The sequence below is a fragment of the Streptomyces lycii genome (genome assembly GCF_009735685.1).
GTDB classification, from domain to species: domain Bacteria; phylum Actinomycetota; class Actinomycetes; order Streptomycetales; family Streptomycetaceae; genus Streptomyces; species Streptomyces lycii.
Genome location: NZ_WHPN01000392.1, coordinates 24,822 through 39,856, shown reverse-complemented (window position 1 = coordinate 39,856; position 15,035 = coordinate 24,822). Strand labels below are relative to the sequence as shown.

The following is a 15,035-nucleotide window of genomic DNA, read 5'->3' as shown; positions in this document are numbered from 1 at the left end:
GTCAGCGGGGAGCGGCCCCACCCGCGTTGGTGGCACGATGGTCCCGGCGTGGGGTGTGCGGGGCCGCACTTCCGGGGCCGGTTATGCCGTTCCGACCGAGGGTGTGATCAGTTGTGGTCATTTCGCTGTCTGCTGTGCTGGTGCTGGCGATCATCCTGATCGTGATGATCAAGGGCAAGTCGCTCAAGGCCGGTCCGGCCTTCGTCGCCGTGCTGTTCGGTTTCTTCCTGGCCTCGACGGGCATGGCGCCGTCGATCAACAGATTCCTCGACTCGATAGCCGACACCATCAACCAGATCAACTTCTGACCCGGCGGAGCGCACCGGTCACGGCGGCCCCCCGGCGGGCCGCCGCCGCGCGCCGGGACCCGGACGGGCGCCTCCCCGGCACTCCCGGGCGCGACCAGCGCCGGACCCGGCGTCCCCGGATTCCGGGGGGCTCCGGAACCCCGGCGTCCCGGCGTCCCGGATCCGAGCGGGCCCGCGCGGACTCCTCAGCGGCCCCGGACGATCGCGTCCCGTACGGCGTCCTCGTTGCGGGCCACCGACGCGCTCCCGTCGTCAGCCGTGATGATCGGCCGCTGGATCAGCCTCGGATGCGCGGCCAGCGCGGCGATCCAGCGTTCCCGCTCCGCCGGTTCCCGCGGCCAGCCTGCGATCCCCAGCTCCCCGGCGACGGCCTCCTGCGTCCGTGTGATGTCCCACGGCTCCAGCCCCAGCCGGTCCAGCACCGCTCGCAGCTCGCCGGCGTCCGGCGGGTCCTCCAGATAGCGGCGCACGGTGTAATCCGCCCCGGCCTCGTCCAGCAGCTTCACGGCGGACCGGCACTTCGAGCACGCGGGATTGACCCAGATCTCCATGCCGCGCAGCCTAGCCGCGCACGCGGAACGCCCCGCAGCCCTCACAGCCCTCACAGCCTCCGCCGCATCCGCCGCTTCCGCGCCGAGCGCGGGCCGACAGGGCCCGGAGACCCGGAGGCACAGAGCGCAGAAGCCCCAGAGGCTCCAGCCCCGGAGGCCACACGGAGCGCCGAGCCCCAGAGGCTGAGACGCGCTGAGACGCACAGGCACAGGAGCACGTCGGACGCACGCGCGTACGGGCCATACGGGCGCGCCGACGCACGCACGGGCGCACGGGCGCACGGGCATACGGCCGGCACGCACGGGCACGGAACCGCCCGCCGCGGCACGCTGGTCGGCAAGGTCGGCGTACGCCCGCACGCACGGGCACAGACGATCCGAGAGGGCGCGCGGGCCGCCCGCGGCGCCGGGACAGGCGCAGGGGCAGGCACACGGCAGGCACACTGCACGGCACGGCACGGGCACGGAGAGGCGTACGGGCAGGCGTACGGGCAGGCGTACGGGCAGGCGTACGGGCAGGCGTACGGGCAGGGACGCGGAGCCGGAAAAGCCTCCGGCCCGGTCCCCGCGGGGACCGGGCCGGAGGCCGTGGAGCGGGCGACGGGAATCGAACCCGCGTAGCCAGTTTGGAAGATCGCGTATGCGGATGCCCCATGACCTGGCAAGACGCTGACCTGGGGTTAAGTCCTAGAGATTCCCTTGTTCCCCGGGGCTCCCCCCGGCGTACCCGTGGCACGGGCACGCCGGGGGCACGCACCTCGGTTCAGAGGTAGGGAGTGACGAACGTCACGGCCCAGCCTACGATGGGGAGCAGATTCGTCACGAGCTGGAGCATTTGGGCGCGACGAATTCGGCGAGAAGATTCGCCGATGGTTGCTCGCGAGCAATGTTCTGGTAGATTGCGCATCAGAAAGTCATTACACGCGGTGCAATGACTTTCCGGTTGGTCATCGTGGCATTTCACGAAGATCCTCCAAGCTAGAGTGCGGCGCTGCCAGGTCCTCCACGACGTGGGCAGGGGCCGCCTTTGGCATGCCTTAAAACAGGCATAGGCGGCAGAGTAGCAGAGGCGGCAACAACCCACCCTGCGCAAACAGGTTTCGCCCGCCTGGTCCGGCCTGTAGGCACCGCGGGCGGCGTGGAGAGACTTTGGGCTGGAGCTGCCATGGGGCGAGAGATCGGGGCCCCGTAAGCTGACTGCGACTCGGGCAGCACCTAGCCTGCCCGCAAAGCCCGATGTGGGGCCCCGATCTTAGAGGCTCGCCCCATGGTGGCTGCCTAAAGTCTCGGAGCGCCGACCGCCCCAGCCACAGACGGTCCCGTATGAACCTCGGCCCTGGCTCTTCGCCTCTTGCCAGCGCGGCCGGGCGGACCGGGCCGGAGCGGGGCGCAGACAGGAGCGTCGGCCCGGGGGAGCCGGGCCGCGCGCGACGAGCGGCAGCGAGGAGCCTTGAACCCGTAGAGAAGGTTTTTACTCAACCTGCCGCTGCGGTGCCGGGTACCAGTCGGCTGGTGTAGCCCTGGGTGCACAGTCGCTCGTACGCGGCCACGACGTCCGGCGGGATCGGCTGGCTGATCATGAAGCCCTGTTCGGGGTAGATCAGCAGGCGTTGCAGGGAGCCGACGAGCATGTCCACCACCAGGCGCTGATCCCCGATGGACTCGACGTACGCGTCGAGCGACATGGGCGTGGAAGCGCTGATGAACTCGACCGACGGCCAGAGTTTGCGTGCCGTGGCGTAGACCCGGCGCTCCTCGTAGGGCTTGCTGATCAGCAGTGCGGACGTGACCTCGACGCCGTGCTCTTCGAGTAGCGCGCGGGTCAGGCTGATGTTCTCGCCCGTGTTGCGCGCGTGCGGCTCCACGAGCACCGCCGACGCCGGTACGCCCAGTTCGAGCGCGCGTTCCCGGTAGTGCACGGCCTCGCCGCGGGGCATGCGTTCGCGCGTCGTGCGGCTGGTGGCTCCGGTGAAGACGATGAGCGGCATCATGCCCCGCCGGTACAGGTCCACGGTGGTGTCGGCCACGCCGAGGTCGTGGCTGCCCAGACCGATGCCGACCGAGCACGGTCGCGGCTCGTGGTGCATCTGCTGGTAGTCCCACAGCAGCTGCACGTCGTCGCGGACCCGTGCCGGGATCATCAGTCCTCCTGCGCGGCCTTCGCCGAGTCGGGCACCTTGAAGTCGTACTCCCACGCGAAGCGCGAGGCCGCGTGGACGCCGATCGCGTACTCCACCACGGTGCCATCAGCCGTGTACGTCGTCCGGTGCAACTCCATCACGGGCTCACCGGCCGGCAACTGGAGCTGCTGCACCTCGTCGGGAGTCGGCACCCTGGCGAACAGCTCTTCCTTCATGTGGTCGATCTCGTATCCGGCGTCGTAGAGCACGCGGAAGCCGCCGCCCCGTCCGGCCGGCCCCGGCGTCGGGTCCACGATGCGGGTGCCCTTGACGTGCTCGGGCCGGTAGTAGCTCGTGAGCGTGTGCGTCGGCTGCTCGCCTTCCTTCACCAGGCGGGCTCGCGCGTACACCTTGGCGCCGACGGGGACGCCGAGCGCTTGGGCCACGTCCGGGGCTGCTTCGAGTTGGCTGACCTTCTGGGTCTGCTCGTTGCGGCGGTAGCTGCGCCCCGAGGCCACACGGTCGGCGATGAACGCCACCTCGTCGCCGTCGCGCCACTTGGCCTTGTCGTACCGGGCGATGCCGAGGCGCTTCAACGGGGTCTGATGCCGGACGACCGTGCCGTGGCCTCGCGAGGACGTGACCAGGCCCTCGGTCTCCAGCGCTTTGTACGCGGCGTGAACCGTGGACTTCGACCCTTCGCCCGCTTCCACCAGGTCCCTGATGTGCGGCAGCTGCTCGCCAGGCGCGTACTCACCGCTTCTGATGCGCTCTGCCAGCCGGTCGGCCAGTTCTCTCCACTTCGGTGCCACGCAGGACTCCTCTCAACGAATCCAGTCAAACACACAGTCCCAGGATTGACAGTCCTAGGACTGCGAGGCATGCTCTCAGTGGGCCCGCAGTCCTAGGACTGAGAATGGCGGGCGCCGATTGCTGCTGCTCGAATCCGAACCAGGGAGCTTCCATGTCGTCGTTCAAGATCGACCTTTCGACCGCCGTCGTGTTCGTGGCCGTCGAGCCGAAGCACAAGGTGATCAGCAGGGAAACGGGCGAGATCGCCATCGACCGGGAGACCGGCGCGAAGATGATGACCATCGGGCTGACGGTGGCCGACGAGGGTCAGGCGGACCTCTACACCGTGAGCGTCCCGGAGACGGGCATCTCCTCGGGCCTCGTGCCGGGGATGCCGGTCGCGGTGACCGGACTGCGGGCGCGGGACTGGGAGAACACCTTCAACGGCGAGAAGCGGTTCGGCATCGCCTTCCGTGCGGTGGCGATCACCCCGCTGAACCCGGCCGCCGCCGGGGCTGAGGGCTGAGCGTCATGACCGAGACGCTGATCTTCGTGCTGGTCCTGGTGGCCGGGGTGCTGGTGCTCCGGTGGCTGCGTCCGGCCTGGTACTGGACGGCCTTCGGCATCGTCTTCGCGGTGACGCGGGTGCTGCTGCGCTACCGGCCGGTGATGGAGGCGTGCGGCCTGACGGTCGGGCCCGCTCGCTGGCGTCTGGCGCTGGCTCGGGCCACGCGTCAGGACATGCCCGGACCGCGTTCGCCTCGCATCCTGCGGGTGCGTCCGACCCGGACCGGACTGGTGCTGCGGTTGAAGATGCGCCCCGGTCAGGACGCGTTCGACTTCTCGGCCTCGGCGGACCGGCTGCGGCATTCCTTCGGGATGCACGGTGTGGTCTCGCGTGAGATCCGTTCGGGTGTGGTGGAGCTGGCCATGACCGGGTTCGACGTGCTGCGGAAGGTGCAGATGCCTGCTGCCGAACGGGGCACGCTGCGGGTGCCGGTGGCCCTGCGGGATGACGGGACGGTCCACTACCGGGACTACCGGCAGGTGCCGCACGCCCTGAACCTCGGCGCGACACAGTCGGGGAAGTCTGTCTATCAGCGCCGGTTGGTGGCCGAGCTGGCCGCGCAGGATGTGGCGCTGGTCGGGATCGACTGCAAGCAGGGCGTGGAGCTGGCGCCGCTCGCGCGTCGGTTCTCCGCGCTGGCCGACAACCCCGACGACGCCGCCGAACTGCTCGACGCTCTGGTGGAACGGATGGCCGACATCTACCGGATCATCCGGGCCGAGCAGCGCATCAGCGCCGACGTGCCGGATGCCGAGACCACCGCCGACATCTGGGGTCTGCCGGAACACCTCCGCCCGGTGCCGATCGTGCTCCTGGTGGACGAGGTCGCCGAGCTGGCCCTGTTCACCACCAAGGAGGAAGAGAAGCGCCGGGACCGGATCATCACGGCGCTGGTGCGGCTGGCCCAGCTCGGCAGGGCCGCCGGCATCTACGTCGAGGTGTGCGGGCAGCGGTTCGGCTCCGAACTGGGCAAGGGCATCACCATGCTCCGGGCCCAGCTGACCGGGCGGACCGCCCATCGGGTCAACGACGAAGCGTCGGCGAAGATGGCGTTCGGCGACATCTCCCCGGATGCCGTGCTGGCCACGATCCAGATTCCCGAGGATCGGCCCGGTACCGCGATCGCCGGTGACTCCTCCGGCGGCTGGGTCCGCACCCGGACCCCGTTCACCTCGCTGCGGCAGGCCGTGGCCGCCTGCAACGCGCACGCGGACCGCACGCCGGAGCTGGCTGAGCTGGCGCCGTTCCGGCCGGTGCTGCCTCCGCTCAAGTCGGCCAAGCTCCCGGCTCCGGCAACCGAGTCGGCCCCGGCTCCGGCCTGAACCCTCTCCGCCTTATCCCGGTCGGCGTGACCGCCTTCGCGCCGTGTCCCTACCCCGGCCTTGCCCGAACCCAGCGAAAGGACCCGCCATGGCCGCCGCGAGGAAGACGACCCGCAAGGCCAAGCCTGCCGACCGCGAACCGCGCTGCCCGACATGCCGGAGCACCGGCTGGGACTCCGAACCGATCTACGTCGGCCCTCTCGGGCGGCACCGCAAGGTCGGCAACGTCGAAGCGATCTGCTCGCGCTGCCTGGGCTCCGGGATCGACCCCACCCCCGACCGCTTCTGACCCACCCCGGCACCACCTCACCAGGAAGGAGATCCGTGATGCGCCGCTACCTCGCCCGGCTGGATGCCGTGCTGGTGCAAGCCGTCATCGCCGGTGCCCTGTCCTTCGCCCACCTCCACGACATCGCCGCCGCCGCCGGACAGGACGGCTGGAAAGCCTGGGCCTACCCGATCAGCGTTGACCTGCTGCTGGTCGCCGCCTGGCGCCGCCTCCGGCTGCTGCGGGCGTCCGGCGGCGCCGTACGGGCGGCCTGGCTGTGGTTCGCCGTCGCCCTGGCCGCCTCCCTCGGCGCGAATATCGCCACCGCCGGACTCCTGGACCTGAACGACGTCCCGGACTGGCTGCGCATCCTCGTCGCCGGATGGCCCGCGCTGGCCTTCCTCGGCGGCACCCTCCTCGCTCACTCCCCGGCCGACGAGTCCGCGCCGGAGCCCGTGACCGAGGTGGAGCAGGTCGCCGCCCCGGTTCGCGTCGAGCCGACAACCCCGCCGGCCACTTCCGCGACCGAGCTGGAGCCCGCCCCGGAGGCCGAGCCGGAGCCGCTGCCCGAACCGGTCGACGCCCCGGCCAAGCCCACCACTCCGGTCCCGGCTCCGGTCGCTCCGGCGGTCCCGGCCGCGCTCGTCGAGCACGCCCGCAAGGTCGCCGACGCCCACCGCACCCGCACCGGCTCACCCATCGACACCGACACCCTCCGCGCCCGGCTCGGCGTCCCGCCGCCACTGGCCGACGCCATCGCCGCCCAGCTCACCTGACCGAGAGGAGACCCGACATGCCCGCCCGCGACTTCTTCCACGCCCTGATGCGGATCGGCTTCGTACAGATCGGCACCCACCGCGACCGCCACGGCCACACCAAGCACGCCGCCGTGTGCACCAACGACCGCTGCGGCTGGTCCGCCGACTACTCCAGCCAGACCGCCGCCCAGCTCGCCGCCCGCACCCACCGCTGCACCGCCCGATAGGAGCCGCCGCCATGACCGTGCACCTGCCCCTGATCGTCCTCGTCGGCCTCATCGGCTACTTCGGGATCAAGCTCATGCGCCCGCCGCTGTGGCTGGTCGTCGTGCTTCTCCTGGGCGGCTTCCTGCTCGCCGACACCTTCCTTGCCCCGGCCATCGAGGGCGCCGCCGAGACCGGCACCGACGTGGTCAACACCACGACCAAGTAAGGAGACCTGCGATGTTCCGTCCCAAGTACCCGACGCCCGACACCTACACGATCACCACCGCTGCGGCCCCCGCTCCGGCCCCGGCCGCCGACCGGGCCCCCGCGGCTGCGACCGACCCGGCTTCGGCCCCGGTCGTGCGTCCGGCCGTGCAGATCACCCCGGCTGCCGTGGCGACCGGCGCCGCCGCCGTCCTCGTCGTCGGCACGGTCCTGGTCTCCATGCTCCTGGCCGTCGCTGTCACCGCCGGGTCCGTCGCCGTACTGGCCGTGGTCCTCCGCTCCCTGCACAACGGCCAGACCTTCAAGCGCTGACCGGTCCCGGCGTGGGCGCACAAGCCGCCAAGCACCCCGCCAACGCCGGGACCACTGCAACCAACCGCCATCACCGGGGAGAAGACATGCAGCTGCACGAAGTCGCCACCGTCGCGCCGTTACTCGGCTGAGCCGTCCACACCGGCATACTCACCCGCCGCCTGGCCTCCGCCCGCCGCGATCCGCTGACCGGCCTGCACACCCGCGCCGGATGGACGAGTCGCGCCGAACGCCTCATCGGCCGGCACCCCGAGACCGCCGCCGTCCTCCTGGTCGACCTCGACCACTTCAAGGACCTCAACGACACCCACGGCCACGCCGCCGGAGACGCCGCCCTAGTCGCCACCGCCGAACGCCTGCGCACCTGGTCCAGCCGTCTCCACGGAATCGCCGGACGCCTGGGCGGAGACGAGTTCGTCGCCGTCGTCTGCCACCTGCCCGCCGACGGCACCGCGGGGCTCACCGCCGAACTGCACCGGCCACTGCCCTACCGGGACACCCGCCTGCCGCTGGCCGCGTCCGTGGGCCTGTGCCGCGTCGCTGACCTCCCGCTGCCCGTCCTCACCGACGCACTCAGCGCCGCCGACAACTCCATGTACCTGGCCAAGGGACACGGCCGCCGGGGAATCCACCCCGGCCGCTGACCGGCCACCGGGTGGCGCACAAGCCGCCAAGCACGCCCGCCACCCGGGGCCGTCCCTTCCAACCGCAATCGAAAGGAACCCACATCATGCCCCAGCCCGCCTCTGCCCGTACGCGCCGCTGCCGCGACTGCGACGGCTTCCCCGTCGTCGCCATCGACACCGGCCGCCTCCACCCCGACGGCACCCGCGTCACCCTCCGCGTGGTCTGCCGCGCCTGCCAGGGCACCGGCACGGCCCCCCTCGGACCGCTCCTCCACGCCGCCGCCACCGCCGTCTTCCCCCGCCGCTGAACCACCCGGCTGGGGCGCCCTCGCCTCACCCCTGCGACCGGCGCCCCGGCCCTCCACGCGCCGAAAGGAGGTACCCCCATGCCCGAAACCACCGCCCCGCCGGCCAAAGACCTCGCCTTCCTCGCCGGTCTCGGCAACCTGCCCGACCTCGTCGGCCAGCTCCGCACCCTCGGCGGCTGCACCACCCCGATCCGCCTCGACGGCTACCGCACCGAGCAGCAGATCAACACCCGCACCGGCGAACTCGGCCGCGTGCTGCACCACCTGGAGTCCACCGACCTGCCCGCCGGACAGCTCCTGGTCCGCTGCAACAACCGTCGCGCCACCCGCTGCGCCTCCTGCGCCGAGGTCTACCGTCGCGACACCTACCAACTGATCACCGCCGGACTCAAAGGCGGCAAGGGCGCCCCCGAACGGGTCGCCACACACCCACGCGTCTTCGCCACCTTCACCGCCCCCGGCTTCGGCCCGGTCCACAACCGCCCCGCCTCCGGCCGCTGCCGCTGCGGCACCCGCCACGACCAGGACGCACCCGAGCTGGGCACTCCGCTGGACCCGGACACCTACGACTACGAAGCCGCCGTCCTGTGGAACGCGCACGCCTCCGCCATCTGGGCACGCTTCACGATCTACCTGCGCCGCAAGGTCGCCAAGCTCGCCGGGCTCACACAGCGGGCCTTCCGCGACCACGCGCGCGTGTCCTTCGCCAAGGTCGCCGAGTACCAGAAGCGCGGCGCCGTGCACTTCCACGCCGTCATCCGGCTCGACGGCCCCGACGGCGGCGATTCCCCGCCCCCGGCCTGGGCCACCGCCGAGCTGCTGACCGACGCCATCCGGGCCGCCGCCGCTGACGCCGAAGTACCCGGACCCCTCATCGACGGCCGCGCACACACCTTCGCCTTCGGCCGCCAGCTCGACATCCGCACCATCCGCACCGCCGACCTCGACGGCGGCACCGAGCTGACCGACCGGGCCGTCGCGGCCTACATCGCCAAGTACGCCACCAAGGGAGCCGAGACCGCGACCGGAACCCTGGACCGGCCACTGCGCTTCCTCGCCGAGCTGGCCCGGATGCGGCTGACCGAGCACGCCCGGCAACTGATCCGCACCGCCTGGGCCCTCGGCGGCCGCAGAGACCTGGAAGACCTTCGACTCCGGGCCTGGGCTCACATGCTCGGCTTCCGGGGCCACTTCTCCACTAAGACCCGCCGCTACTCCACCACCCTCGGCGCACTCCGCACCGCCCGCGCCGAATGGCGCCGCCTCCAAGCCGCCATCGCACGCGGCGACGCCGACATGCCGGCCGACCCCGGCAGCGAAGAGACAACCCTCGTCCTCGCGCACTGGACGTTCGCCGGAACCGGCCTCCCACGCGGTGAGGAATGGCTCGCCGCCGCCTTCACCCCCAACGACACGGAAGGAGAGAGCACGTCATGAACGAAGACCGGTACCTCAGCGTCGGCCAGGTCGCCGAATTGCTCGGCAGGACTGTCCGCTTCCCTCGACGGCTGATCGAAGAGCGGCGCATCACGTACGTCAAGGTCGGCCGTCACGTCCGTATCCCGGAGAGCGCCGTACGCGAGTTCATCGCCGCCAACACGGTGCAGCCCCGCCGCTCTGCTCTCACCCTCCGGAGGGCTGCCTGATGGCCGGGAAACGCCGCCCCTACGGCCGGATCCGGAAGCTGCCTTCGGGGCGCTATCAGGCCCGTTACGTGACTCCGGACGGGCAGCTCCGGCCCGCGCCGCACACCTTCCGCACCAAGCGGGACGCTGACGACTGGCTGGCCGACCTCCAGACGCAGCTTCGCCGCGGGGACTGGCACGACCCGGACGCCGGTCGCGTGACGCTGGGGGAGTACGCCGGGACCTGGATCGCTGAGCGAGGCCTGACCACTCGGACGGCAGAGCTGTACCGGTCGCTGCTGCGGCTGCACCTGGTGCCGACCTTCGGGGCGGTCGCGGTCTCCGACATCTCGCCCGCCGCCGTCCGGAGCTGGCGCGCCGCCCGGCTCGCCGCCGGTGTCGGCCCCTCGACGGTGGCCAAGGCGTATGCCCTGCTGCGGGCCGTGCTCGCCACCGCCGTGGAAGACCAACTGATCCGGCGCAACCCGTGCCAGATCAAGGGCGCGAGCAACCCGCCGACCCCCGAGCGGCCGACCGCCACCGTGCCCGAGGTGTTCGCCATCGCCGACGCCATTCAGCCGCGTTACCGCGCGCTCGTCCTCATGGCGGGGTTCCTCGGCCTGCGCTGGGGTGAGCTGATCGGGCTGCACCGCCGTGACGTCGATCTCGACCGCGGGGCGGTCCGCGTGCGCCAGGCCGTTGCCGAGCTGACCAACGGACAGCGGGAGATCAAGGCGCCCAAGAGCGAGGCGGGCAAGCGCACCGTGGCCATCCCGGCCGCGATCGTCCCGGACCTGCGTCGGCACCTGGACCTGTTCGCCGGGCCCGGATCGGCCGGCCGGGTCTTCCTGGGGGCGAAGGGAGCGATCCCGCGCCGGAACCACTTCAACCGGCTGTGGCACAAGGCCTGCGCCGAAGCGGGCATCACCGGACTGCGCTTCCATGATCTTCGTCATACCGGCAACACCCTGGCCGCCTCGACCGGGGCCAGCACTCGCGAGCTGATGTCCCGGATGGGCCACAGCACCGCCCGTGCCGCACTGATCTACCAGCACGCCAGTGCCGAGCGAGACCGGCTGATCGCCGACTCCGTGAGCGGCCTCGTGGACCAGGCGCGCAAGCTCGCTACGGGGGCGCACAAGGCTGATGAGGAGCTGGAGGGGCACGCAGGGGGCACGACCGGCTGAACACGCCTCTGGAGACGACTCAGGGCCAGGCGGAGAGAATGATCTCTGACCTGGCCCTGAGCTGTGTGGAGCGGGCGACGGGAATCGAACCCGCGTAGCCAGTTTGGAAGACTGGGGCTCTACCATTGAGCTACGCCCGCGCGCGCCACGCATCGGAGTGATCGCGGCACGGTGTGCATCGTAGCGGGTCCCGGCGGCCCGGCGCACACCCGATGCCCGGCGCCGCGGTGAGGGGCGCCGCTGTGCTTGCGGCCATGTACCCTACGTGTCGCACCAGCGGGGTGTGGCGCAGCTTGGTAGCGCGTCCGCTTTGGGAGCGGAAGGTCGTCGGTTCGAATCCGGCCACCCCGACCGTCGCCGTCCGCAGCCTCTCCGTGCCGGCGGTGCTGTCCGGCCTGCCACCGTGGCCCCCGCTCGGGTTAGGGGGGCGATACCGCTTGCGGTTACTATGCAAGCTGCGTGCCTGTGTCCGTCTGTGTCGATCTAGATGTCGATCCGAAGCATGGGGCGCCATCAGCGGGGATTCACACAGGCTCCCCGCAGAATCCCAGAAGTCAGCCCCAAGGAGACCGAACCGTGAAGAGCGCCGTGGAGAACCTGAACCCGACCCGGGTTCGGCTCACTGTCGAGGTGCCCTTCGAGGAGCTCAAGCCCAGCCTCGACGCGGCGTACAAGAAGATCAACCAGCAGGTCTCGGTGCCTGGCTTCCGCAAGGGCAAGATCCCGGCCCGGGTCATCGACCAGCGGTTCGGCCGCGGAGCTGTGCTGGAGGAGGCCGTCAACGACGCGCTGCCGAAGTTCTACACGGACGCGGTGAACGAGGGCGAGCTCAACCCGCTCGGCCAGCCCGAGGTCGACATCACCGAGCTGAAGGACGGCGAGCTGCTGGCCTTCACCGCCGAGGTCGACATCCGCCCGTCCGTGGAGATCCCGGACTACTCCGGCATCGAGGTGACCGTCGACGCCGTCGAGGTCTCCGACGAGGAGGTGGACAAGGCGGTCGAGCAGCTCCGTGAGCGCTTCGCCTCCACCACCCCGGTCGAGCGCGCCGCCGCCGAGGGCGACGTCGTGACGCTCGACCTGGAGGCCAAGGTCGACGGCGAGGTCCTGGAGGACGGCGTCGCGAGCGGCGTCAGCTACACCATCGGCTCCGGCGAGCTGCTCGACGGCATCGACGAGGCCGTCACCGGCCTGGAGGCCGGCGGCACCGCCACCTTCACCTCCGAGCTCAAGGGCGGCTCCGCCCAGGGCAAGGAGGCCGAGGTCAAGGTCGACGTGACCGCCGTCGCCTCCCGTGAGCTGCCCGAGCTGGACGACGACTTCGCCCAGCTCGCGAGCGAGTTCGACACCCTCGAGGAGCTGCGCGCCGACAGCCGCAAGCGGCTGGAGCAGTCGAAGCAGTACGACCAGGCCACGCAGGCCCAGGAGAAGGTGCTGGACGCCCTGCTGGAGCTCGTCGAGGTGCCGATCCCCGAGAAGCTCCTCGAGGACGAGGTCAAGACCCGCAAGCACAACCTCGAGCACCACCAGCTCGGCCAGATGGGCCTGGACCTGGAGGGTTACCTCAAGATCCAGGACAAGACCGCCGAGGAGTTCGACGCCGAGCTCAAGGAGCAGGCCGAGAAGGGCATCAAGACGCAGTTCGTCCTGGACGAGCTGGTCAACAAGGAGAAGCTGTCCGTCGGCCAGGAGGAGCTCACCGAGCACCTCATGCGCCGCGCCCAGTCCTCCGGCATGAGCCCCGACCAGTTCGCCCAGGCGGTCGTCGAGGGCGGGCAGGTCCCGATGCTCGTCGGCGAGGTCTCCCGCGGCAAGGCCCTCGCGGTGGTCGTCGAGGCGGCCACGGTCAAGGACAGCAACGGCGAGGTCGTCGACCTGGACGACGAGGACGAGACCGCCGAGACGGTCGAGGCCGCCTCCGCGGACTCCGGCTCCGACGCCGCCGAGGGCGGGAAGGCCGAGCCGGCAGAGGAGAAGCCGGCCGAGGAGAAGAACGAGGCCTGAGCCCCGTCCTCCGCGGTCCCACGGACCCTTGTGTCGGCAGGCCCGGACGCGTCGCGCGTCCGGGCCTGCCGCGTATCCGCACGCCGTCCGCAGCCGTCCGTCCGCACGCTGCCGGTCCGCCGCCGTCCGTCCGTCCGCCGCCGGTCCGCCGTCCGGCCGCCTGCCGCGGACGCGCCGCCCGGGCGCCGCGGCCCGCGGTCTCCGGTGTGCCCGCGGGCCTGCGCTCACAGCGAACAGTTGACAATGCGGGATGGCGCCCGCCGACCAGCGCGTTAGGGTCCGTAGACAGGAGGGCAGGGGAGTGTCCGTAAGGCACCCGAGGGTGCCGGACGGCCCGGGACGCAAGGCCCGGAGCCCCGCCCGCAGAAGTACCAGAAGACGCTGAGACGGCGCGCGGCCGTCGAACTACGAGCAGGTGGATACGTGACGAATCTGATGCCTTCCGCCGCCGGCGAGCCGACCTTCGGTGGCCTTGGCGACCAGGTCTACAACCGGCTGCTCGGGGAGCGGATCATCTTCCTCGGCCAGCAGGTCGACGACGAGATCGCCAACAAGATCACGGCGCAGCTGCTCCTCCTTGCCGCTGACCCCGACAAGGACATCTACCTGTACGTCAACAGCCCGGGCGGCTCGATCTCGGCCGGCATGGCGATCTACGACACCATGCAGTACATCAAGAACGACGTGGTCACGATCGCGATGGGCCTCGCCGCCTCGATGGGCCAGTTCCTGCTGAGCGCCGGCACGCCCGGCAAGCGCTTCGCGCTCCCGAACTCCGAAATCCTCATCCACCAGCCCTCCGCGGGCCTGGCCGGCTCCGCCTCGGACATCAAGATCCACGCCGAGCGGCTGCTGCACACCAAGAAGCGGATGGCGGAGCTGACCGCCTTCCACACCGGTCAGACCGTCGAGCAGATCACCCGTGACTCCGACCGCGACCGCTGGTTCTCTGCCCAGGAAGCCAAGGAGTACGGCCTCATCGACGAGGTCATGACCTCCGCCTCGGGCGTTCCGGGCGGGGGCGGCACCGGGGCCTGAGCCCCGGACGCCACCGCGCAGCCGGCCCCCAGTCCACTGATCGCCACCAGGACGGTGAACACCCACATGAGCAAGAACCCCAGCGGCCGCTACGAGGGACCCCGCGCCGAGTCCCGGTACATCGTGCCCCGCTTCGTCGAGCGCACCTCGCAGGGCGTCCGGGAGTACGACCCGTACGCGAAGCTGTTCGAAGAGCGCGTGATCTTCCTCGGCGTGCAGATCGACGACGCCTCTGCCAACGACGTCATGGCGCAGCTGCTGTGCCTGGAGTCGATGGACCCCGACCGGGACATCTCGATCTACATCAACTCGCCCGGCGGCTCCTTCACGGCGCTGACCGCGATCTACGACACGATGCAGTTCGTGAAGCCCGACATCCAGACGGTCTGCATGGGCCAGGCGGCCTCCGCCGCGGCCGTGCTGCTCGCCGCCGGCACCCCCGGCAAGCGGATGGCGCTGCCGAACGCCCGCCTCCTGATCCACCAGCCGTACAGCGAGACCGGCCGCGGCCAGGTCTCCGACCTGGAGATCGCGGCCAACGAGATCCTGCGGATGCGGCTGCAGCTGGAGGAGCTGCTGGCCAAGCACTCCACGACGCCGATCGAGAAGATCCGCGACGACATCGAGCGAGACAAGATCCTTACCGCGGAGGAGTCGCTCGAGTACGGTCTGGTGGACCAGATCGTCTCGACGCGGAAGAGTTCCGCTTTCGCATGACGCGATGACCCCCTTGGACCGAGTCGGTCCAAGGGGGGCCCGGACGGGGGGCCCGGCAAGGTACCGTCGGGAGGGGGCATCGGGCCGTGACGGAACCAC

At 70.8% G+C, this 15,035-nt stretch carries 19 protein-coding genes and 2 tRNA genes; 17 read left to right on the top strand and 4 right to left on the bottom strand.

All coding sequences use genetic code 11. The annotated features are described in order from the left end of the window. Positions 1 to 113 precede the first annotated feature (113 nt). Positions 114 to 308, top strand: coding sequence for a hypothetical protein (locus tag GCU69_RS27115; protein ID WP_098751904.1), 195 nt, complete (start codon positions 114 to 116; stop codon positions 306 to 308). A gap of 185 nt (positions 309 to 493) precedes the next feature. Here GCU69_RS27115 and GCU69_RS27110 read toward each other — a convergent pair whose 3' ends face one another. From GCU69_RS27110 to GCU69_RS27100, 3 genes are all read right to left on the bottom strand, one after another. Next, on the bottom strand, positions 494 to 859 hold the full coding sequence (locus GCU69_RS27110; RefSeq protein WP_098751903.1) for an ArsC/Spx/MgsR family protein: 366 nt from the start codon (positions 857 to 859) through the stop codon (positions 494 to 496). A gap of 1,475 nt (positions 860 to 2,334) precedes the next feature. Beyond that, on the bottom strand, positions 2,335 to 3,000 hold the full coding sequence (locus GCU69_RS27105) for a YdcF family protein (protein ID WP_156207434.1): 666 nt from the start codon (positions 2,998 to 3,000) through the stop codon (positions 2,335 to 2,337). Next, on the bottom strand, positions 3,000 to 3,791 hold the full coding sequence (locus GCU69_RS27100) for a GntR family transcriptional regulator (protein ID WP_156207433.1): 792 nt from the start codon (positions 3,789 to 3,791) through the stop codon (positions 3,000 to 3,002). The genes GCU69_RS27105 and GCU69_RS27100 overlap by 1 nt, the downstream gene beginning before the upstream one ends. A 152-nt stretch (positions 3,792 to 3,943) precedes the next feature. On the opposite strand from GCU69_RS27100, the gene GCU69_RS27095 reads away from it, so the two are divergent. The 12 genes from GCU69_RS27095 (at position 3,944) to GCU69_RS27040 (ending at position 11,177) form a co-directional block, all read left to right on the top strand. Further along, positions 3,944 to 4,297: an SCO3933 family regulatory protein gene (locus GCU69_RS27095; RefSeq protein ID WP_098753454.1), complete on the top strand. Its 354-nt coding sequence runs from the start codon at positions 3,944 to 3,946 to the stop codon at positions 4,295 to 4,297. Positions 4,298 to 4,302: 5 nt separating this feature from the next. Further along, a complete protein-coding gene (locus GCU69_RS27090) occupies positions 4,303 to 5,661 on the top strand; it encodes an FtsK/SpoIIIE domain-containing protein (RefSeq protein WP_156207432.1) in 1,359 nt (452 codons plus the stop codon). 88 nt (positions 5,662 to 5,749) lie between these two features. Continuing rightward, complete coding sequence (locus GCU69_RS27085; protein WP_156207431.1) at positions 5,750 to 5,950, top strand: hypothetical protein; 201 nt, start codon at positions 5,750 to 5,752, stop codon at positions 5,948 to 5,950. A gap of 38 nt (positions 5,951 to 5,988) precedes the next feature. Further along, on the top strand, positions 5,989 to 6,705 hold the full coding sequence (locus tag GCU69_RS27080) for a DUF2637 domain-containing protein (RefSeq protein ID WP_156207430.1): 717 nt from the start codon (positions 5,989 to 5,991) through the stop codon (positions 6,703 to 6,705). A 17-nt stretch (positions 6,706 to 6,722) separates the two neighbouring features. Further along, positions 6,723 to 6,914 (top strand): mobile element transfer protein, encoded by a 192-nt coding sequence (locus tag GCU69_RS27075; protein ID WP_156207429.1) that lies wholly within the window; start codon positions 6,723 to 6,725, stop codon positions 6,912 to 6,914. Between the two features lie 11 nt (positions 6,915 to 6,925). Beyond that, on the top strand, positions 6,926 to 7,120 hold the full coding sequence (locus GCU69_RS27070; RefSeq protein ID WP_098753449.1) for a hypothetical protein: 195 nt from the start codon (positions 6,926 to 6,928) through the stop codon (positions 7,118 to 7,120). Positions 7,121 to 7,131: 11 nt separating this feature from the next. Continuing rightward, the gene (locus GCU69_RS27065; RefSeq protein WP_098753448.1) at positions 7,132 to 7,431 is read left to right on the top strand and encodes a SpdD protein; all 300 of its coding nucleotides are present in this window, start codon (positions 7,132 to 7,134) and stop codon (positions 7,429 to 7,431) included. 146 nt (positions 7,432 to 7,577) lie between these two features. Further along, positions 7,578 to 8,075: a GGDEF domain-containing protein gene (locus tag GCU69_RS27060; RefSeq protein WP_235978727.1), complete on the top strand. Its 498-nt coding sequence runs from the start codon at positions 7,578 to 7,580 to the stop codon at positions 8,073 to 8,075. A gap of 86 nt (positions 8,076 to 8,161) precedes the next feature. Further along, positions 8,162 to 8,365 (top strand): hypothetical protein, encoded by a 204-nt coding sequence (locus GCU69_RS27055; protein WP_156207428.1) that lies wholly within the window; start codon positions 8,162 to 8,164, stop codon positions 8,363 to 8,365. 78 nt (positions 8,366 to 8,443) lie between these two features. Continuing rightward, positions 8,444 to 9,802, top strand: coding sequence for a replication initiator (locus GCU69_RS27050; RefSeq protein WP_156207427.1), 1,359 nt, complete (start codon positions 8,444 to 8,446; stop codon positions 9,800 to 9,802). Continuing rightward, positions 9,799 to 10,011 carry an excisionase family DNA-binding protein gene (locus tag GCU69_RS27045; RefSeq protein WP_156207426.1) on the top strand — a complete coding sequence of 71 codons (213 nt, stop codon included), beginning with the start codon at positions 9,799 to 9,801 and terminating at the stop codon, positions 10,009 to 10,011. Before GCU69_RS27050 ends, GCU69_RS27045 begins: the two co-directional genes overlap by 4 nt. Then, positions 10,011 to 11,177: a tyrosine-type recombinase/integrase gene (locus GCU69_RS27040; protein WP_156207425.1), complete on the top strand. Its 1,167-nt coding sequence runs from the start codon at positions 10,011 to 10,013 to the stop codon at positions 11,175 to 11,177. Before GCU69_RS27045 ends, GCU69_RS27040 begins: the two co-directional genes overlap by 1 nt. A gap of 66 nt (positions 11,178 to 11,243) precedes the next feature. On the opposite strand, the gene GCU69_RS27035 is transcribed toward GCU69_RS27040, so the two are convergent. Then, positions 11,244 to 11,317 (bottom strand) — tRNA-Gly (locus GCU69_RS27035). A 137-nt stretch (positions 11,318 to 11,454) separates the two neighbouring features. On the opposite strand from GCU69_RS27035, the gene GCU69_RS27030 reads away from it, so the two are divergent. The 4 genes from GCU69_RS27030 (at position 11,455) to GCU69_RS27015 (ending at position 14,936) form a co-directional block, all read left to right on the top strand. Then, positions 11,455 to 11,528 (top strand) — tRNA-Pro (locus GCU69_RS27030). Positions 11,529 to 11,753: 225 nt separating this feature from the next. Further along, the gene (gene tig / locus GCU69_RS27025) at positions 11,754 to 13,181 is read left to right on the top strand and encodes a trigger factor (protein WP_098751902.1); all 1,428 of its coding nucleotides are present in this window, start codon (positions 11,754 to 11,756) and stop codon (positions 13,179 to 13,181) included. A 423-nt stretch (positions 13,182 to 13,604) separates the two neighbouring features. Further along, a complete protein-coding gene (locus tag GCU69_RS27020; RefSeq protein ID WP_170315944.1) occupies positions 13,605 to 14,219 on the top strand; it encodes an ATP-dependent Clp protease proteolytic subunit in 615 nt (204 codons plus the stop codon). A gap of 66 nt (positions 14,220 to 14,285) precedes the next feature. After that, positions 14,286 to 14,936, top strand: a complete 651-nt coding sequence (locus GCU69_RS27015; protein WP_098751900.1) for an ATP-dependent Clp protease proteolytic subunit — start codon at positions 14,286 to 14,288, stop codon at positions 14,934 to 14,936. Positions 14,937 to 15,035: the final 99 nt, after the last annotated feature.